This is a genomic window from Rubinisphaera margarita (genome assembly GCF_022267515.1).
GTDB classification, from domain to species: Bacteria; Planctomycetota; Planctomycetia; order Planctomycetales; family Planctomycetaceae; genus Rubinisphaera; species Rubinisphaera margarita.
Genome location: NZ_JAKFGB010000019.1, coordinates 147,581 through 165,701 on the forward strand (window position 1 = coordinate 147,581; position 18,121 = coordinate 165,701).

At 58.9% G+C, this 18,121-nt stretch carries 18 protein-coding genes and 1 pseudogene; 7 read left to right on the forward strand and 12 right to left on the reverse strand.

From position 1 onward, the window contains the following. Positions 1–186 precede the first annotated feature (186 nt). Together L1A08_RS18345 and L1A08_RS18350 are read left to right on the forward strand one after the other, a co-directional pair. Positions 187–702, forward strand: a complete 516-nt coding sequence (locus L1A08_RS18345; RefSeq protein ID WP_238757979.1) for an ankyrin repeat domain-containing protein — start codon at positions 187–189, stop codon at positions 700–702. A 14-nt stretch (positions 703–716) separates the two neighbouring features. Next, positions 717–1,043: a hypothetical protein gene (locus L1A08_RS18350; protein WP_238757980.1), complete on the forward strand. Its 327-nt coding sequence runs from the start codon at positions 717–719 to the stop codon at positions 1,041–1,043. 10 nt (positions 1,044–1,053) lie between these two features. On the opposite strand, the gene L1A08_RS18355 is transcribed toward L1A08_RS18350, so the two are convergent. The 5 genes from L1A08_RS18355 to L1A08_RS18375 form a co-directional block, all read right to left on the reverse strand. Next, a complete protein-coding gene (locus L1A08_RS18355; RefSeq protein WP_238757981.1) occupies positions 1,054–1,227 on the reverse strand; it encodes a hypothetical protein in 174 nt (57 codons plus the stop codon). 67 nt (positions 1,228–1,294) lie between these two features. Further along, positions 1,295–2,305, reverse strand: a complete 1,011-nt coding sequence (locus tag L1A08_RS18360) for a DUF1559 domain-containing protein (RefSeq protein ID WP_261362952.1) — start codon at positions 2,303–2,305, stop codon at positions 1,295–1,297. 281 nt (positions 2,306–2,586) lie between these two features. Continuing rightward, entirely contained in the window at positions 2,587–3,585 is a 999-nt protein-coding gene (locus L1A08_RS18365; RefSeq protein WP_238757983.1) for an NADPH:quinone reductase, read from the reverse strand. 197 nt (positions 3,586–3,782) lie between these two features. Beyond that, on the reverse strand, positions 3,783–4,160 hold the full coding sequence (locus L1A08_RS18370) for a hypothetical protein (protein ID WP_238757984.1): 378 nt from the start codon (positions 4,158–4,160) through the stop codon (positions 3,783–3,785). A 92-nt stretch (positions 4,161–4,252) separates the two neighbouring features. Further along, the gene (locus L1A08_RS18375) at positions 4,253–5,539 is read right to left on the reverse strand and encodes a Gfo/Idh/MocA family protein (protein WP_238757985.1); all 1,287 of its coding nucleotides are present in this window, start codon (positions 5,537–5,539) and stop codon (positions 4,253–4,255) included. A gap of 308 nt (positions 5,540–5,847) precedes the next feature. On the opposite strand from L1A08_RS18375, the gene L1A08_RS18380 reads away from it, so the two are divergent. Together L1A08_RS18380 and L1A08_RS18385 are read left to right on the forward strand one after the other, a co-directional pair. Then, complete coding sequence (locus L1A08_RS18380) at positions 5,848–6,729, forward strand: SDR family NAD(P)-dependent oxidoreductase (protein WP_238757986.1); 882 nt, start codon at positions 5,848–5,850, stop codon at positions 6,727–6,729. Between the two features lie 56 nt (positions 6,730–6,785). After that, a complete protein-coding gene (locus tag L1A08_RS18385; RefSeq protein WP_238757987.1) occupies positions 6,786–7,886 on the forward strand; it encodes a deoxyhypusine synthase family protein in 1,101 nt (366 codons plus the stop codon). 72 nt (positions 7,887–7,958) lie between these two features. Here the strand turns inward: L1A08_RS18385 and L1A08_RS18390 are convergent, their stop codons facing one another. The 6 genes and pseudogenes from L1A08_RS18390 to L1A08_RS18410 form a co-directional block, all read right to left on the reverse strand. After that, positions 7,959–8,363 carry a VOC family protein gene (locus tag L1A08_RS18390; RefSeq protein ID WP_238757988.1) on the reverse strand — a complete coding sequence of 135 codons (405 nt, stop codon included), beginning with the start codon at positions 8,361–8,363 and terminating at the stop codon, positions 7,959–7,961. Positions 8,364–8,433: 70 nt separating this feature from the next. Next, positions 8,434–8,907 (reverse strand): GyrI-like domain-containing protein, encoded by a 474-nt coding sequence (locus L1A08_RS23065; protein WP_390896922.1) that lies wholly within the window; start codon positions 8,905–8,907, stop codon positions 8,434–8,436. Next, positions 8,905–9,315, reverse strand: a pseudogene (locus L1A08_RS23070) (YciI family protein); the annotation flags it as partial. The gene L1A08_RS23065 and the pseudogene L1A08_RS23070, both read right to left, overlap by 3 nt. A 119-nt stretch (positions 9,316–9,434) precedes the next feature. Further along, the gene (locus L1A08_RS18400) at positions 9,435–10,163 is read right to left on the reverse strand and encodes a DUF899 domain-containing protein (protein WP_238757990.1); all 729 of its coding nucleotides are present in this window, start codon (positions 10,161–10,163) and stop codon (positions 9,435–9,437) included. Positions 10,164–10,476: 313 nt separating this feature from the next. Next, a complete protein-coding gene (locus tag L1A08_RS18405) occupies positions 10,477–10,839 on the reverse strand; it encodes a YciI family protein (RefSeq protein WP_238757991.1) in 363 nt (120 codons plus the stop codon). A gap of 131 nt (positions 10,840–10,970) precedes the next feature. Further along, positions 10,971–11,357, reverse strand: a complete 387-nt coding sequence (locus L1A08_RS18410; RefSeq protein ID WP_238757992.1) for a YciI family protein — start codon at positions 11,355–11,357, stop codon at positions 10,971–10,973. Positions 11,358–11,622: 265 nt separating this feature from the next. Here L1A08_RS18410 and L1A08_RS18415 point away from each other — a divergent pair, with 265 nt between their 5' ends. Then, positions 11,623–12,042, forward strand: a complete 420-nt coding sequence (locus tag L1A08_RS18415; RefSeq protein ID WP_238757993.1) for a toxin-antitoxin system YwqK family antitoxin — start codon at positions 11,623–11,625, stop codon at positions 12,040–12,042. A 26-nt stretch (positions 12,043–12,068) separates the two neighbouring features. On the opposite strand, the gene L1A08_RS18420 is transcribed toward L1A08_RS18415, so the two are convergent. After that, the gene (locus tag L1A08_RS18420; RefSeq protein WP_238757994.1) at positions 12,069–13,316 is read right to left on the reverse strand and encodes an RNA polymerase sigma factor; all 1,248 of its coding nucleotides are present in this window, start codon (positions 13,314–13,316) and stop codon (positions 12,069–12,071) included. Positions 13,317–13,528: 212 nt separating this feature from the next. On the opposite strand from L1A08_RS18420, the gene L1A08_RS18425 reads away from it, so the two are divergent. Together L1A08_RS18425 and L1A08_RS18430 are read left to right on the forward strand one after the other, a co-directional pair. Then, positions 13,529–14,524, forward strand: coding sequence for a GDSL-type esterase/lipase family protein (locus L1A08_RS18425; RefSeq protein WP_238757995.1), 996 nt, complete (start codon positions 13,529–13,531; stop codon positions 14,522–14,524). Between the two features lie 118 nt (positions 14,525–14,642). Further along, positions 14,643–18,086: a PVC-type heme-binding CxxCH protein gene (locus tag L1A08_RS18430; RefSeq protein WP_238757996.1), complete on the forward strand. Its 3,444-nt coding sequence runs from the start codon at positions 14,643–14,645 to the stop codon at positions 18,084–18,086. The last annotated feature ends 35 nt before the right edge of the window (positions 18,087–18,121 follow it).

Below are 18,121 nucleotides of genomic sequence, written 5' to 3' on the forward strand. Positions count from 1 at the left end.
AAACTCCGTACGGACTCGGCTCGGTCGCACAGCCGGCAGCAATATCGCCACCCGCTTGCCGCGAATTGAGAATGGACGCATCATGGACAGAAATCCGTCCATGGGCCACTGCCTGTTGCTGCGCAACCCGGAGATAAACCTCCGGGCCATCCCGCGAAACTTCTTTGGAATTAGCCGGTAAGAACTATGTCGAACGCACAAATAGACGAAATGTATGACGCAATTTATGACAGTGATTGCGAAAAGATCGATGCCTTAGTTGGTGCCGGTCTGAGCGTGGATACGAGAGTTGAAGGTGACCAATGGAATTTCTTACACATGGCTTTGGTATCTGTCACGATTCCTCCCGATCCGAATGTGGTGCGGCATCTAATTGGCCTTGGCGTTGATGTGAACGCACGAGACAGGAAAATGTGGACGCCATTGCATTTTGCAGTTCGCACGAAGAACTGCACCGTCGTCAAAATGTTGGTCGAAGCTGGGGCAGAGATTGACTCTGTGAATGACGAGGGGATCACCCCACTTCATCAGTGTCTTCTTGAGCAGTCATGCAATCTTGATGTGGTTGAGATGTTGTTGGTTGCGGGGGCTGACCCAGACAATGACCGGGGCGGCGGAACCGTAAGAAACTATGCCAACGCCGTTTCACGTCCAGAGACCGGTGCGATCCTTGAATTGCTTGACAAGTACGCAAAGAAGTGACACATGAGAGGCAAATGAAGTACTTTTACTATGACGCTGCTACTGGCCGTGGCATTCAATCAGCAGCAGCGATAGAAGGCCACGCCGAGGACATTTTGGCAGCTTGGAATGCGCTGTCTCGACGGGCAGGTTCTTTTCTGGGTATTCACTGCCCAACGGGAGCCGCAGTGCAATTCATGTGGGATGATTCGGATTCGACTACCATTGATCTTCCGTCCCCCACAAAAGGTGGATCGATGACGAAAACATCGTCGTTTGAGGAATGCGGCGGCGTCATTACAGATATCTGCGCCGGTGGTGACCCTGAGAGAATACAGGGGCTTGAGTTCGTGAAATGGTAAGCTGGTGCTGTCACACCTTCGGCTTCCGCATCACGATCTTCGCAGGCTGAGCCGGTTTGAATGGTTGCACCTTGGCAGTTTCCGCAGGCTTCCACGGCTTGAACACCGGCACGGCTGCTGGCAATGGCTTGGGCTTCGGCATAAAGAAAAAGAACCGGGCGAAGCCGATGCAGGGGGCGGCCAACTCTCACGACAGCTTCTTCGTCTTGAGGAGATAGAGTGATCGTTACATCCTTGACCACAGAACAGGCTCAAAACTCTCCAACGACCTCACCGGCCTGGGCAGTTCCCAAGGCCCCCCAAACTCCATAGGGACTCGGCTCGGTCGCCGTAAGTGTCGCCGGCGGCAGCGGTGTCGACTGATTCCCTGCGTCAATATTCTCCCCAATAAACCGCACCGCCCCATCCCCCATTAACGCATTGACCCCTCCACGGTGATAACTGGTCGGCGTGTGATAAATCCCGCAGCTTGGGCTATTCGGGGGAAGGTGAGTTGAAACCGTCTCTCCGCCGAATTCAGGTCCGGAAGCCCAGTGACGACCATTCCCGATATCCGAATAGCTCGCCGAGGAAGTCCGGCAGGCTTGCGGGTTCGGTGCAGCGAATTGTCTGAAGGTTCCCAACGGCTCGTCAGGGCCTTGGTACATCACTCGTTCCGACATAAAGAGAGTATTTGATAATCCATCGGTGATATCCCGAAACTTATTGGTGTGGCCGCTGTTTCGTGCAGCAAAAGGTGACCGAGTGGGGACTGAGAGGGAAAGGTAGTCGTCTCCACAACTGAAATGATACGAACGGGGCGGGCCTCCAGATACTGGAGCAGTCACTTCAGTCGCCGGTGGTCCTAACGGGCATGTTGGGCACAGTAGAATTGCTGGAGTGGCGTCCGGATGTGGAAAATTCACATGATAGGCAGGCCCGCCTTGGCCGGGAGCCGATGCGATTTGGTCCCAAAGAGCCTGCTGTTCGAAGAACGGAAGGAGCATTACGATGCCGCTGAGTCGACCATTATTGTCCCATGATCCGTTGTCCGTACCGCCGGCGGCGGGGGGCAGGGTTCGATGCGTCGATTCATAGTTATGAATCGCCAGTCCCAACTGCTTGAGATTGTTCTTGCATTGCATCCGTCGGGCTGCTTCGCGGGCCTGTTGCACAGCCGGCAGCAACAGCGCCACCAGGATCGCGATCACGGCGATCACGACAAGGAGTTCGATAAGCGTGAATCCGCTTCGATCGCGGCGGGAGACTATCTCATGCGGCATGATGGGGAGCAAAAGAAAAGTGGGGTTGTCGGGACGAGAACTTCCGTCCACCTTAGATCGCAGAACGCCCCCTCGCAACTCCCACGGCGGTACGGCACAACCTTAAGCCCGATCTCCCACACCTTGCTTCACATTGAGACTGGACGCATCATGGGCAGAAGTCCGTCCATGGGCAACTGCTTGTTGCTCCGCGACCCGGGAGTGAACTTCCGGGCCATCCCGTCTCTCGCCTGTTTCCTGGCGCTCCGCGACCCAGACGCACGCGTCTGGGTCATCCGTTTTTACGGTTTCAGGATGATCTTGCCGTGGAAGTCGGCTTCGCCCTGTAAGGTCTTGTTCTCCTGGAGTTGATGGGCCAGGGCGGCGTCTTTGAGGGGGAGTTCTTTGCCGATCGGGATGCGGAGCTGGTCCTGTTCGTAGAACTTGTTGATGCGGGTGGCGACCTGCTGCTGTTCTTCCGGGGTGGCATTGAACATGGCGAAGCCGATGAGCCTCAGGTCGTTCACGTAGAAGGGGCCGAGCGGGAACTGCAGCTCGGCTTCGCGACCGGCCATCACAATGACGCGGCCTCGTTTCGCCATGAACGGAATCGTGCGGGCGATATCGGGAGTGCGGAGCGTTTCCCACCAGAAGTCGAGCTTGTTGTGCTCATCGGCCAGTTTCTGCAGCTGGTCGTCGAGGTCGCTGTCGTGATAGTTCAGGACGTGATCGGCTCCGATCGATTTGCAGTATTCGATCTTGTCATCGCTGCCAGCCGTGGTGATGACCGTGGCTCCGATCGCTTTGGCCATCTGCACGACGACCGACCCGACGCCGCCGCTGCCGCCGTTGATGAAGAGGGTTTCCCCCGCTTTCAGCTCGGCATGAAAGGTCAACCCGAGTGCAGCGGTGATGGCAACCAGAGCTCCGGCTGCGGCCTGTTCGGTCGGGACGCCATCGGGAATCGGATAGAGCCAGTCTTCATGCACGGCGGCCAGTTCCGCGAAGGTGCCCTGCTTGCCGAAGAGACCCTGATTGCTGCCCCAGACGCGATCCCCTTCGCGGTAGCGGGTGACGCCGGAGCCGACGGCGGCGACGGTGCCGGCGAGATCGCAGCCGGGGATGTAGGGCATCGGCAGATCCATCGCAATGGCGCCGGCCCGGATGTAGGTGTCGATCGGATTGACGGCGACGGCTTCAACTTTGACGACGACTTCGTTGGCCTGCGGTTCGGGATCGGGCCGGTCGCCGTACTGAATGACTTGAGGATCACCGGTCTGTTCGTAGTAGGCGGCACGCATGATTTCGCTCCTGTTGGCAGGGGTTCTGGAGTGTTGTGTGCTGAGAGCGGGTGAAGAGATGCTGCTTCAGGGACATTTCGATGCTACTGGCAATCAGCGGCCTGTGAAGCAGGGAGCCCGCATTTTCCCGTCACCCTAATCCTCTTCCCGTTGGGACGCGGGGATGCCGATGAGGATCGGCACGTGAAAGACCGATGTTACTCGGGGGATGTCTGTTCGGGTTCGGGTTTGGTGGAGTCGGCGGTCGCTTCGGTCGCCTCCGGAGCGTCATCGGAGGGCGTCTCCGACGTAGCCTCTTTGCGGCTCGAGCCTTTTTTCTTCTTTGGCGGGCGGGGTTCGGCCGGCGGGTCGCCTTCGGCGGAGGCGTCGATCTGCATGTGTTCGAGAATCGTTTCGAGCGTTCGCTGCTCGCGGGCGGGACGCTGTTCTTCGATGAACTCCATCCAGCAGGTGTCGCGGGTGAAGGGGGAGATCATCTGCGTGATGCTGCCGGGCGTGCGGAGAATCTTGCCGGTTTGCGGGCACTTCCACACACGGCGGACATCCAGTTTTGAACGCAGTCCCGGACCTTTCATCGCCTCAACTCCAGTTTCCATCGTAGAAAAAAAGACATCCGACTGGTCAGGATAACCAGCCGGATGCGATTGTGCATTTCAGTTTCCGGGAATTAGACGAGCGGCGTCACGCCCGGCACGGCGATATCGGCAGCCGGCGGCGTTCCCTGGAAGCTGTACTCGGTCGGGCTCAGGTCGAGCTTCGAGTCCCAGGCCTGTTCCCAGGTCACTTCCTTGCCGGTGTAGGCCGACATGCGGGCCATGATGCCCATCAGCGAGCTCTTCACCATGTATTCGGTGTTATTGAGCGCCTTCTGATTGCGGATCGAATCGTACATTGCGACATGCTCGTTGTGATACATGTTGTTGACGTTCTTCCGTTTCCGCCACGGGTTCTCGCCTTCAATCTTGTAGGCCATCAGATCCGCGGTCCCCTTGGTTCCAACCACGAAGTCCTGGAACTCGTTGCTGCAGCCGGCCTGCTGACGGGAGGCGGCCTGATATCTCAGTCCGTTCGGGTAGTAGAAGCAGGCGGAGATGTGATCGAACACGTTGCCGTTCTCATCGCCGGTGCGGGTTTCGCGTCCGCCGGTGGCGAGCACGCGTTCGGGATACTGATCCTGCATCACCCAGGCCATCTTGTCGAGTTCGTGCACGAACTGTTCGGCGAAGAAGTCGGCCGACAGCCAGGTGAAATAGTACCAGTTGCGAATCTGGAATTCGATGTCGGACATTTCCGGTGTGCGGGCCTGTCGCTTGTCGACGCCGGCGTTGTACCGGGTGCTGTAGAGAGCCTGCAGATCGCCGACGGCTCCGTCGTGAATGCGGCCGATGATTTCCTTCATGCCGTCTTCGTAGCGCCAGCAGAGACCGGAGACAAGAGTCAGCCCCTGTTCACGAGCCGACTCGCCGGCTTCCTGAACGCGACGGGCACCGACAGGATCGACGGCAACAGGCTTTTCACAGAAGACGTGCTTGCCAGCTTTGATGGCGGCTTCGAGCTGCTGCGGACGGAATCCCGGAGGAGTTGCCAGCAGGACGATATCGACATCGGAATCGATCACCTTCTGGAAGGAGTCGAAGCCGGTGAAGACGCGATCCGGCGTCACGTCGACGCGATCGGCGTATTCGGTGGCGTTGAGCTGTCGCAGGGCCCGTTCGGCGGGTTCGGGGAAGATGTCGCCAAGAGCGACGATGCGGCAGTGGTCGTCGGCCGACAACGTATCGCGAGCCGCTCCCGTGCCGCGTCCACCGCAGCCGACGAGACCGACTTTGAGCACGTTGTCTTCCGCGGCATAAGCGCGAGACTGAAGTGCGGAGGTTGCCATCAGGCTGGCGAGCGTGCCTGCTGACGAGGTCTTGAGGAAGCTGCGGCGGGAAGCATTGGGATTCGTGGGCATAGTCAGCTCGTCTCCGTCTGGCGGGATAAAGAGGGGTCCGGGAGGCTCGCATGCCGAATGCGCTGCATGTGACATGCAATACCGTTCCGAACAGTGTATCCTGCATTCCCAGTCAAATTCAAAGCCAAACGCGTTTTCCGGGGCTGAAGATGTCTGGACTTGCGTACCGTGTCTGTCGTGCCCACGTTCCATCCCCCCTCGACTGGAGTCGAACCGGCTGAGTCATTCTACTGCCGAGAACTGAGTCCACTTCGGTTGAATGCTTCTCTCCCGCGCAGTTCCGGACCGCTCACCGCGAATGCTTTCGTATGTGGAATATCGAGAGAAGTCGAGCCGTGATTACCGGAGCCGCTTCGGGCATCGGACAGCAACTCGCTTTGCAGCTGGCCGCAAAGAAGGTCCATCTTTGCCTGATCGACGTCCGCTCCGAGCCGCTCGAAGAAACTGCCGAACGTTGCCGGAAAGCGGGCATCTTCGTCCAGACGGTGGCTCAGGATCTGTGTGATCCCGATGCTCCGCAGATCGTCATCGACGCCGTGAAACGGGATCTCGGTGGCGCGGAGATTCTCGTTAACAATGCCGGCATCGCCTACTACGGTCGAACCGAAGACATGTCGATCGAACAGCGGGAACAGCTGCTGACCGTGAACTTCATGGCTCCGGTCCGGTTGACGCATGCCTTCATTCCGTTGCTCCTGGAGAATCGCCGGTCTCATGTCTTGAACATGGCCAGTATGTACGGTCTGTTTCCGACACAGCGGAGCACCATGTATCACGCTTCGAAGTACGGCCTGCTCGGATTCTCGATGGCTCTGCGTGTCGAGTACGCCCGGTATGGCCTGGGCGCCACGGCGATGGCACCCGGATTTGTGCGGACCGAGATGTTCGATTCGATGATGTTACCGGACGGCCGCGAGCAGAAAACGCCGCCCCGCTGGATCACAACCACGCCGGAAAAGGTGGCCCGCAAATCGATCCGGGCGATTCAGAAGAACCGGCGACTCGTTCCGATTACACTCTCGGCTTACGCTGGTTATTATCTCCAGCGGTTTTTGCCAGGCCTGGTCGACCTGGGCTACCATCTTGAACGGCGGAAGCTGCATCCGATTACCCTCGAAGCAGCCGCTCGACCACCCGCCCCGGTGACACCTGAAGAACTGCTGGTGAAGCAGCCGGAATCGACGCCCTGAAGCGAGGGCGATTCCACGCTGCCCGGCGTATTCCATTTTGATCGAAAGACGTTCTCATGAATTCCGATTGCCCCGGTCAGCACCGTCAGCTTCACGATGGTCGCAGCGACGGACTCGTGCCGCTCGAACCGATCAACGTCCAGAAGGCGAACTCGTTCGCCGAACTCCTGAATGCGATGTCGCGAACCGCATTCGGCGGACGTCAGCTCGGGGAAGCCTTCGATGTGCTCAGTGAAATGACCCGCGACAAGAGCTGCAAAGTGGTGATGACCCTCTCCGGGGCCATGACTGTCGCCAAGCAGGGACAGATTTTCTGCGAGCTGATCGATCGCGGCATCGTCGACTGTGTTGTCGCCACGGGGGCGTTGATGGCTCACGGTCTGACCGAATCGATCGGCCTGACCCACTACCGCTACGATCCGACGAAGTCCGATGAAGATCTGTACGAGCAGGGCTACAACCGGATCTACGATACGCTGGAGATGGAGTCGAACCTCAACAACGTCGAGGTCGTTGTCCGCAAGGTACTCAACGATTCGCAGCCTGAAGACGGTGTCTGGTCATCGGCTCGTCTCTGCCGGGCGCTGGGAGCGGAACTTGATCGCCTCGATGAAGGTCCGGGGATTCTTCGCAGTGCGTACCAGCGGAATGTTCCCGTCTTCATTCCGGCCTTTTCCGACAGCGAAATCGGTCTCGATGTTTCCACCTGGGCGATGAAAAACGCGCTTGCGAAAACCGGCAAGGACGTCGCTTCGCTCAACTCCGAAGAAGTGCTCCAGGCGATCGCACCGTTCAACCCCTTCTACGATTTGCAGGAGTACGCCCGCTTCATTCAGGCGAGTGAAACGGTCGGTATCTTCACGATTGGTGGCGGCGTGCCCCGCAACTGGGCTCAACAGGTGGGCCCCTACATCGACATCACCAACGCCCGCGTTGGCACCGACCTGACCGCTCCTCGATTCAAGTACGGCGTTCGCATCTGTCCGGAGCCAGTGCACTGGGGTGGACTGTCCGGCTGCACGTACTCCGAAGGGGTCAGCTGGGGCAAGTTCGTCCCACCTCACGAAGGCGGCCGCTTCGCCGAAGTCTACTGCGACGCCACCGCCGTACTGCCCCTTCTCTCCAAGGGGCTCTTCGAGACCTTCGAGAAGAAGTAGACATTCTGCAGCGACGGCAGGATGCCGCCGCCACGAGTGGAAACTGCGCTCAGCGCCGGGTGCCATGTCCTGTTACCCCTGCACGCGATCCGGATCCATCCAGAACGGTTCCCAGATGTGGCCGTCCGGGTCCTGAAAGCTATGAGCGTACATGAAGCCGTAGTCGCTCGCTTCGCGGAGGGCGGAACCGCCGTTCTCGATCGCGGCATGCACCATGGCATCGACCACGTCGCGGTTCTCGCAACTGATGGCAACGAGCACTTCAGTGGTCTTCGTGGCGTCGGCGATCGCCTTCGGCGTGAAGTCCTTGAGCCGTTCGTGCGACAACAGCATGGCGAAGTTTTCCTCGCTGATCACCATGCAGGCGGCGGAGTCATCCGTGAACTGCGGGTTGAACGAGAAGCCGAGTTTCTCGAAGAAGGCCATCGACGTTTTCAGGTCGCGGACCGGGAGATTGACAAACAATTTGCGAGACATGATCTGCTCCTGAGAGAATGCTGTTGCTACGTGGGAGACGTCGATAAGTGGGCTGTTGTCGTCGACACCGTTACTCGACGAGGGGAATCCAGATTTCCGTTCCGCCCTGTCCGGCTTCTGGATCGTACTCTTCGGTGTAGCGTTCGAAGCAGGGAGCGTCGGTGCTGACATTGAGGCCGGATTCCGGGATCCATTTGCTCCAGATCGTTTCAATCGCCTCGGGCAGTTTGGAGACATGCTCGGTGTGCTCGAAGACCACGTATCGCCGATCGGGCAGTTCGACCGATGCCTGCTCATCAGCCACGTTGGCATTTTTCTCGACGCCAACTCCGGCCAGGTAATCGAACGAGCAGTCCGGCTTCGCATGGAGACAGACTCCATACGCGACCATCCCCTGCTGACCGGGGATCTGGCCAATCGAAGGAGCGAACTGCTGCCAGAGTTGAGGAATCTGATTGCGACTCTCCGCCGTGTATGACTTCTGCAGACCAACGATCTTCAGGTCCCCGCTACGTTCGAATCGCACCGGTCCGAGTCCCATCATCTGGGCCCGCAGCGAGGCCTCCTGTTCACGTGCTTCGGGCGTGAAGACTTCGCCGAAGTCCTCCGCTGTGTAGAAGGAGCGAATCTCCAGGGTGCCGCCCGACTCGTGCGGGTTCGGGCATTTCTTCGCCCACTCAACCGCTTCGTCCATCGATTTGACATTCCAGATCCAGAAGCCGGCGATCAACTCTTTGGTTTCCGCGAACGGGCCGTCGATCACGATGCGCTCTTTCCCGGAGAACTCGATCCGTTTGCCCCGGGAACTGGGGTGCAGCCCTTCCCCAAATTCCATGACGCCGGCATTGACGAGTTCTTCGTTGAAGTTGCCCATCTCAGTCAGCAACTGCTCGCTGGGCATCTCACCGGCTTCCGATTCCGGCGACGCTTTGACAATAACCATAACTTTCATAATTGAGACTCCTTGGAGGCGATGCGTGGAACGGATCGCGAGGCGGGTTTAAAAAGAATATGAAGCTTCGAGATTGCGTCACTGCGAGGATCGTTCGCAGCCGTTCGATGATCGATTGATCAACCGTAAGTGGGATGTTGCGGCCAGCCAGTCGGAGAATCTTCGAAATCTTCCTGCCGCCCGAAGGGCGTTGTATCGAGCAGGCGATAGGAATCGGTCAAACTTTCGCAGCCTCGTCCATAGGTCGAATAGGTGTGATACACCTGCCTATCGAGCTGGAAGAAGACACTTAATCCATGCGTCTCTCCTTCCAGAAACCACGGCTCTGCATCGGCGCGAGTTTCGAGCTCGGCTTCGGTGCGGAAGTTGTACTCGAGCGGAACGACCGTGCGGTCCTGGGTCACGTGAAAGTCGTAGTTGAAATCGCTGCCGAACGATGAGACCCAGCGTCGGTTCCAATCCCGCTCCTTTCGATACGCCTCCAGCTTCTCGAACGGGGCTCGAGAAATCAGCACGAATGCTGTGTCACGTTCGCCCAGCATCGACAAATCCGCCAGAGCGTTCACGAACATCGTGCATCCTGAACAACCCATGTCCCATTCGGGATCGAACATGAAGTGGTAGACAATCAGCTGTCGGTGACCATCGAACAAGTCAATCAGGCTGACCGGCCCCTCGGCTCCCTGGAATGAATATTCCTTCTCCAGAAGGACCATCGGCAACCGTCGCCGACGGGCCGTCACACGGTCGTAATGTTTCGTCAGTTCCTTCTCTTCGACCAGCAATTGTTTGCGACGCTCAAGCCACTGTTCTTGCGAAACGATTTCCGGATGTGCGGTAGCAGACATGATCATTTCCCTTTCAGTTGAACAAATTCGGCTCGCCCAGACGGTTCTACTCGAGTGGATGGGTGACACCAGCGACGAACGACGACGAATAGCAGGACTCCGATCCAGACTGTGCAGAACCCGATCACACTCATTCTCAGATACCACGCTGTTGTAAATGAGATCCCGATCCCTGCCAGTGCAGCCAGCCAGGCGGCGAAACAAACCGGACATTTGGGCACCAACAACAGAAGAGACGCTGGAATCACCATGGACGCCATCATCCGCACCGGAGCAGACACGAAACCGGAGATCACGACTTCGCCGGGGAAACTCATCCATTCGTCTCCGGCATGTCCGGGAGAGCCACGACGGGACGAATCTCGACCGTCCCCTTGCTTGCTGCGGGAATGCGACCAGCGACCTTGATGGCTTCGTCGAGGTTCTCGACATCGATCAGGTAGTAGCCGCCGAGTTGCTCGGTCGTTTCAGCGAATGGCCCATCGGTGATCAGCCGCTTCCCCTCACGGACCCGCAGACTGGTGGCCATCGAAACGGAATGCAGAGGAGCGGCAGCCATGAACTGCCCTTTCTCGGCCAGTTCGTGGCACAGATCGCGAGATTCGGACATACACGCTTCTCGCTCGTCTTCCGTCCATGCATCTTCGGCACCGTAGATTAATAGCATGTATTTCATGAATGGCTTCCTTTAAGGAGTTCTCCGTCGCGGAGATTTCTGCACCGCGGGGGAGGGGAATGTTGTCCACAGCAGTTGATTCTCTCGAACGGCTCTATGATCGGTCAAATGCTGACAGTTAGCGTCCGGGTTCAGGAGCCGAGAGGTTCCGTCCGCTTCACGCGGGCGTTGATGGTTTCATCAGCGGGTCGAATTTCGAACGGCCCCATTCGCACGCCGGGATGCTTCGACATCAATGTGATGGCGTGATTCAGATCCCGAGCTTCGAGAAACAGAATCCCTCCGAGTTGTTCTTTCGTCTCGGCATAGGGGCCATCTTTCACAACGACTCGTCCGTTGTTGACCGTCAACGTGGCGGCTGACTCGCTGCCCTGGAGAGCTTCCCCGTCGAGAAAATGCCCTCCACGTCGAAGTTCCTCGTCGTAGGCGAAGCACTCCTCCATCGCGGCCTGTCGTTCGGACTCCGAAAGTCCCTCATAACGTTCCGCATCGAGGTATCCCAGGCAGACAAATCTCATCGTGTTCTCCAATGCAAGTGTCAGTTTCGTGGCTTCAGGAGTTAGTCGATTCCCGCAGGCGCGATTCGACAGGCCGTTTACAAATTTTCCCAAAATCGACGACCCGTCTCAAAACCTGATCCGGCAATGTGTTCCGGCGTTCTCGGGGGACTTATGGATTGCGTTTACCGGAAATCTGCTAGATTGATAGCAAATCAGGAATCGCGTCCTCCGGAATGGTCCGGACGCCGACGTTGTCGGTTCCTGAGGCTGTCTGAGACGGTTCATGAAAAAAGACCTGAGCGGGTTTGATGAGAACGGAAATCTCAAAAGTGGAAACCACATCGAGACTTTCAAAGATGGATCGGTTTCCGGGGTAGGAGCCTACCTCAACGGAGTGAAGACGGGCGACTGGAAATACTACTACCACAACGGCAACCTCAAGGCGCTCGGCAAGTACGATCGCGGCCAGCTGATCGACGAATGGATCTGGTATCGAGAAAACGGATTGCTGTTGCAGTCCGGGTCATTTGATTCCGCGGGCCGCAAAACCGGACTCTGGCGTCGCTACCACATTAATGGTGTGCTCATGGACGAAGGCCAGTTCCTTGAAGGTCGGAAAGTCGGCGAATGGCGATCCTACGACGCCGACGGTCAGATCCAGAAAGTCACAACGCACAAAGGCCGCACGGGCCCGCAGACCTGAATCTTCGACAGGCGGACACGGGCACTCTATGACTTACTCAACGCGAGCTCATCGAGTCGCTTTTGCAGGAAGCGGCGTTCTGGTTCCTGGCGGGTCAGTTCCAGTCCACGCTGGTAAGAGACCCGGGCTTCCTCCGTCCAGCCGAGACGGCGGCACAAGTCCGCGCGAGCGGCGTGTGCCAGATGATACTGCTGCAGTTCGCCGCCGCTGAGGATCTCGTCGATTAGCCTGACACCAGCTTCCGGGCCATCGCGCATGGCGACCGCCACGGCTCGATTCAGATGCACCACCGGACTCGGCTCCAACTGCAACAGCAGATCGTAGAAAGCGACGATCTGAGGCCAGTCGGTTTCCACGGCGGAACGGGCTTCCGCATGCACGGCCGCGATGGCGGCCTGAATGGTGTAGGCCCCGAAGCGACGCGTGGCCAGCGACTCCTGAACCAGCTGCAGTCCCTCCTGAATCTGCTCGTGATTCCAGAGTGTCCGATCCTGGTCTTCAAGCAGAACGATGTCGCCATCCGAAGTCGTGCGAGCCAGCCGTCGCGATTCTTGAAGCAACAGCAGAGCCAGCAAGCCGCTGGTCTCCGGATCGGGCAACAGGTCTCGCAACAGCCGCGTCAGGCGAATGGCTTCGGCGGAAAGATCCGCTCTCGTGACCGCCTCGCCGGAGGACGCCGAGTAGCCTTCATTGAAGATGAGATAGATCACCGTGAGCACGGCATCGAGCCGCTCGGGCATCTCATCGAGTTCCGGAACTTCATACGGAATCCCGGCATCGCGAATTTTCGACTTCGCCCGCACAATCCGCTGGGCCATCGTCGGGGCGGCGATCAAAAAGGCACTCGCGACTTCTTCGGTCGTCAGTCCGCAAACTTCGCGTAGCGTCAGAGCGATCTGCGTTTCGATGGCGAGCGCCGGATGACAACAGGTGAAGATGAGCCGCAGCCGGTCGTCTTCCACGACGGTCGCTTCCGACTGCCCGCGTTTCTGTTCCTCAGCTTCGAACTTTCGTCCCAGTTCCTGCAGGGAAGCATCGAACCGGCTGCGGCGGCGGATGACGTCGATGCCCTTGAAGCGAGCCGTCGAGACCAGCCAGGCGACCTTGTTCTCCGGGACGCCATCGGTCTCCCAGCGTTCGACAGCCGTGGCGAAGGCATCGTGCATCGCTTCTTCAGCCAGATCGAAGTCTCCCAGGAGTCGCACGAGTGTCGCGAAGACTCGCCGCGACTCCTCCCGGTAGACGGCATCGACAATTGTCTGTGTTGAATTCATCACTTTCGACCAGCCCAAACGGGCTGACCCGCCATTAATAGAAGTTTTCCCCGCTGACTCTACCAGAGACCCCCAGAATATGAACAGAGCGCCACCGGAATGCAGCCGGCGTTCCCCACCAATCCGAGCCGATTGATCTGACCGCCTCCGCACGGCATACTGTCTGCGACTTCATCACTCGATTTTGATCCGTCCCTCAACGGAGGCATATTGTGCAACTTTGCGAAATCCCGCCGGCTCGCAGCGCCCGCCGGCTCTGCTGTCTGGCCCTCCTGGCGATTACGCTCGGAATTCCCCACGTCTCGGAAGCAGCGGACGCCAACTGGCAGCTGAAAGATGGCGACCGTGTTGTTCTGCTCGGCAGCACGTTCATCGAGCGGGAGAACGCTCACGGCGTCGTCGAGATGTCGCTGCGACTGGCCGCTCCAAATGTCGATTTCACCGTCCGAAACCTCGGCTGGTCGGGCGATAATGTGCTTGGTGAGTCTCGCGCTTACTTCGGGCCAGTTCAGGCAGGCTATGCTCATCTGCAGGAGTATATCGGTTTGACGAAGCCAACCGTGCTCATCGTCAGCTACGGACACAACGCCGCCTTTGCCGGGGAAGCCGGACTGACCGAGTTTCTCGGGAACTACTCGAAGCTGCTGAAAGATCTTTCCGCGGACGGTCGTCGCCTTGTCGTCCTCGGCCCGACGCCGCTCGAACCAGTCGTGCAGTCTCCCGAACAGATCGAACAACTCAACAAGAACCGCCGCCTCTACAGCGATTCGATTCGTACACTCTGTGAAAAGCAGAACTGCACCTACGTCGATCTGCTCGAACCGATGCAGACGCTGCGGAACGAGATGGACGTCGACCGCCTCACCGAAAACGGCATTCATCTAAACCGCGACGGCTACATCGCTGTCGGAGAGATTCTTGCCCGATCGCTCGGCACCTCGCTCATTCGAGATGGCGAGCCACTGCTGCGAGACTCGCAGTTCGCCGCCGCTGCCCGACCGGCGTATGAAGCGATCCTCTGGAAGAACGAGCTTTTCTTCCACCGCTTCCGCCCGCAGAACGAAACGTACCTTCGTGGTTTCCGCAAGCACGAACAGGGACAGAACGCGAAAGAGATTCTCGAATTCGACCCGCTGGTTCAGGAACAGGATCAGGCCGTGCAGAAAGCCGCCGATGAACTGATCCGCAACTGGGGGCCGGCGAACTAGGTTTCTTTCCACGCCCCACAAAGCAGGGAACCCGCTTTCCCCGCACCCCGGCCCTTCCCCCGAAGAGGCCAGGGAAGTTTTTGTTTGAACAATTCCTACCGAAATCAACAGGTGACTCATGCACCATTATTTTCTTTCCTGGACCGTGCTGCTGACGACTCTCGTCGCCGCGAGTCCTGTTCTGGCCCAGCGAAGTCTGACCGAAGTTCCCGATACCGATCCGACCAAGGAACAGGCGTCGTTTCAGGTAGCCGAAGGCTTTGAGGTCAACCTCTTTGCTTCCGAGCCGATGATCGCCAAGCCGATTCAGATGAACTGGGATTCCCAGGGACGCCTTTGGGTCGCGACCAGCGAAACGTATCCGCACGTGAAGCCGGGGCAGGATGCCAACGACAAGATCATTCTGCTTGAAGACACCGACGACGATGGCGTCGCCGATAAGTCGACCGTTTTCGCCGATGGCCTGCTGATGCCGACCGCGATTCTCCCCGGCGATGGCGGCGTGTATGTCGGAAACTCGACCGAACTGCTGCATCTGAAGGATACCGATGGCGACGGCAAAGCTGATGAGCGGCGCATCGTTCTCAGCGGGTTCGGCACCGAAGATACGCACCACATTATTCATACGCTCAAACGGGGACCGGCCGGGCATATCTACTTCAACCAGTCGATCTACACGCACAGCCACATCGAAACGCCGTACGGGGTGAAACGCCTGCTCGCCGGCGGAACGTGGAAGTTCGACTCGACATCGCTCGAGCTGGAAGTCTTCTGCCGTGGACTGGTCAACCCCTGGGGACTCGCGTTCGATTCCTACGGACAGGCGTTTGAAACCGACGGAGCCGGCGGCGAGGGGATTCACTACGTCTTCCCGGATGTCGTCATGCTGACCGCGCACAATGCCGAGCGGATCGTCCGTGGACTCAACCCCGGTCAGCCGAAGCATTGCGGCCTCGAAATCCTCGCCGGCGATCACCTGCCGGAAGGCTGGTCGGGTCGCTTTGTGACCAACGATTTCCGGGGCAACCGCATCAACAGCTTCGAGCTTTCGGAATCGGGCAGCGGGTACATTTCGCGTCAGGCCGACAACCTGATGACGTCGAACTACATCTCGTTCCGTCCGGTCGACATTCTCATGGGCCCGGATGGAGCCATCTATGTCGCCGACTGGTACAACCCGATCATTCAGCACGGCGAGGTCGATTTCCGCGATGAACGCCGCGATCACGAACACGGCCGCATCTGGCGGATCTCCGTGAAAGACAACGCGCCGGGGCGTCAACTGCTGCCGGCCGATGCCTCTGTGCCGGAACTGGTCACCATGCTCAACAGCGACCAGAAATGGTATCGCGACATGGCTCGCTATGAACTGTCGAAGGCGGATCGCAACGAAGTCTTCCAGGCCATCGACACGGCTGCCAAATCGAATACCGATCCCGAGGTCGAATCGCAGCTGGCTCTTTCGCGGATGTGGCTGGCCGAAGACTGGTCCGGCACGGAAGAAGCGCTGCGAATGGCCGAGCTGATGCTCACGCACGACGATTACCGGGTGCGCTCGGCTGCGGTTCGCGTCGCCGCTCAATGGACTGACAACCCGCTGGCGGTCGGCATCTTTAAGACCGCGATTGCTGACTCGCATCCGCAGGTGCGTCTGGAAGCCGTGCATGCGTTGCGACATCAGGCGACGCCGACGTCGCTCAAGCTCGCCTCCACGGCTGTGGATCCGGCGAACGATCGCTTTCTGGAGTTCTCCCTCTGGCAGACGTTCCGCACGACTGAAGAGATCTGGCTGCCGCTGTTCGTGGAAGATCCAGGCTTCTTCGGCGACAACCCGCGAACCATTCTCACGATTGCCCAGGCCTCTCGCTCAGCAGCCGTTGTCGCGCCTGTTGTGAAGATGTGGGAACAGGGACAGATCCCCGACAATCTGACGGGCGAAGTGCTGCAGCTCGTTTCCGAACGGGGCAATGTCGGCGAGCTGACCGAACTCTGGAAGCTCGCTCTCGATGAGAACAACCGGCACCGGGCCGCCATTCTGGAAGCCCTCGCACAAACCGCACTCCGGCGGAAAGCCCAGCCGAGTGAATCGCTGACCGAGTTGATTCCCCTGCTCGATGCGAAGGACTCGCAGGTTCGCTGGTTCGCCACACGACTGGCCGGACTCTGGAAGATTGAAACGGCTCGCCCGAATCTCAAGGCGATTGCCGAGAACGAAACCGAGTCGGCGGCTCGGCGGGGGATTGCTCTGCAGTCGCTCGCTCTGCTCGGCGGGACCGACAGCCGCGATTATCTGCTGGCTGTGGCCCGTGGCGAATCGATGCCCAAGCTGCAGGTCGCCGGGATTGAAGCCCTGCTGTCGATGAACGTGAAGCTCGCCGCCGAAGCCGCCGTGGCTGCTCTCAGCGAAGAAGGCTCGGCTGCCCGGGTCGATACGATTCTCGGCCCGCTGCTCCAGCGTCGCGATGGTCCGGGACATCTGGCTCAGGCTCTGAAAGGTGCGAAGTGGCCCGCCGGCGTAGCGACCGCAGCTGTGCGTCGTGCCACCAGTCTGCCGCAGCAGAATCCGGGACTGGTCGCCGCGATTCAGAAAGCGGGAGGCATCGATCCGCTTGAGAAAGAGCTCTCCCCGGAAGAGATGCAGGAACTCGTGCAGGCGATCGTCAAGACGGGCGATGCTCATCGGGGCGAAGAGATTTATCGCCGTGAGAAGCTGCTTTGCATCAAGTGTCACGCCGTAGGCGGCGCGGGCGGCAAGGTTGGTCCCGATCTGTCGAGCATCGGAGCAAGTGCTCCGGTCGACTATCTGGTCGAATCGCTGATCAATCCGAGCAAGAAGATCAAGGAAGGTTACCACTCGATTCAGGTCGTCACGATCGACGGCATCGTCCTGGCCGGCGTGCCCGTGCTGGAGAATCAGGACGAGATTCATCTTCGTGATGCCGAGGGGAAGATTCACGTCGTCCCGACCGAAGATATCGAACTGCGGAAGAACTCGACGGTCTCGCTGATGCCGGCCGATCTGGTCAGCAAGCTCCGCCGCGATGAACTGATCGATCTGGTCCGCTTCCTTTCCGCTCTGGGGAAGACGGGCGAACTGGTCGTCTCGAAGCAGCAGATGGTGCGGACCTGGCAGGTCATCAATCCGGAAGGGAATATCCGCGGGATCAACGACGCGATCCGGCACGCGGGCATTCAGCTGGCCACGACCGACGACAGTCAACTTTCGTGGACCACGCATTACAGCCATGTCGATGGCGGGCTGCGACTGCAGCCGCTGGTGAACATGCGGAATATCGATGGAGCGACGCTGTCGATCGCCCGCTTCGAGATCGATGTCATCCAGCCGGGTGTGATTGGCCTGAAGATCGAGAACCCGACCGGACTGCGGATCTGGATCGACGAGGAGGAAGTCGGCGTGCAGCCGCACCTGCATCCGGAACTGCCCGTCGGCAAGCATCGGGTGACCATCGCCGCAGATCCGGGCGCCCGCAAGAACGCTCCGATCCGAGCCGAGCTGATCGAAGTCCCCGGCTCCCAGGGCCAGGCGACGCTGCTGAACTAACGCTGCTCAAAGGGCCGAAACGCAATGGCCACGCG

Coding starts and splice junctions, on each gene's coding strand:
- L1A08_RS18345 (WP_238757979.1), top strand. CDS start 187: ATGTCGAACGCACAAATAGACGAAATGTATGACGCAATTTATGACAGT.
- L1A08_RS18350 (WP_238757980.1), top strand. CDS start 717: ATGAAGTACTTTTACTATGACGCTGCTACTGGCCGTGGCATTCAATCA.
- L1A08_RS18360 (WP_261362952.1), bottom strand. CDS start 2,305: ATGCCGCATGAGATAGTCTCCCGCCGCGATCGAAGCGGATTCACGCTT.
- L1A08_RS18365 (WP_238757983.1), bottom strand. CDS start 3,585: ATGCGTGCCGCCTACTACGAACAGACCGGTGATCCTCAAGTCATTCAG.
- L1A08_RS18370 (WP_238757984.1), bottom strand. CDS start 4,160: ATGAAAGGTCCGGGACTGCGTTCAAAACTGGATGTCCGCCGTGTGTGG.
- L1A08_RS18375 (WP_238757985.1), bottom strand. CDS start 5,539: ATGCCCACGAATCCCAATGCTTCCCGCCGCAGCTTCCTCAAGACCTCG.
- L1A08_RS18380 (WP_238757986.1), top strand. CDS start 5,848: ATGTGGAATATCGAGAGAAGTCGAGCCGTGATTACCGGAGCCGCTTCG.
- L1A08_RS18385 (WP_238757987.1), top strand. CDS start 6,786: ATGAATTCCGATTGCCCCGGTCAGCACCGTCAGCTTCACGATGGTCGC.
- L1A08_RS18390 (WP_238757988.1), bottom strand. CDS start 8,363: ATGTCTCGCAAATTGTTTGTCAATCTCCCGGTCCGCGACCTGAAAACG.
- L1A08_RS23065 (WP_390896922.1), bottom strand. CDS start 8,907: ATGATGGGACTCGGACCGGTGCGATTCGAACGTAGCGGGGACCTGAAG.
- L1A08_RS18400 (WP_238757990.1), bottom strand. CDS start 10,163: ATGTCTGCTACCGCACATCCGGAAATCGTTTCGCAAGAACAGTGGCTT.
- L1A08_RS18405 (WP_238757991.1), bottom strand. CDS start 10,839: ATGAAATACATGCTATTAATCTACGGTGCCGAAGATGCATGGACGGAA.
- L1A08_RS18410 (WP_238757992.1), bottom strand. CDS start 11,357: ATGAGATTTGTCTGCCTGGGATACCTCGATGCGGAACGTTATGAGGGA.
- L1A08_RS18415 (WP_238757993.1), top strand. CDS start 11,623: ATGAAAAAAGACCTGAGCGGGTTTGATGAGAACGGAAATCTCAAAAGT.
- L1A08_RS18420 (WP_238757994.1), bottom strand. CDS start 13,316: ATGAATTCAACACAGACAATTGTCGATGCCGTCTACCGGGAGGAGTCG.
- L1A08_RS18430 (WP_238757996.1), top strand. CDS start 14,643: ATGCACCATTATTTTCTTTCCTGGACCGTGCTGCTGACGACTCTCGTC.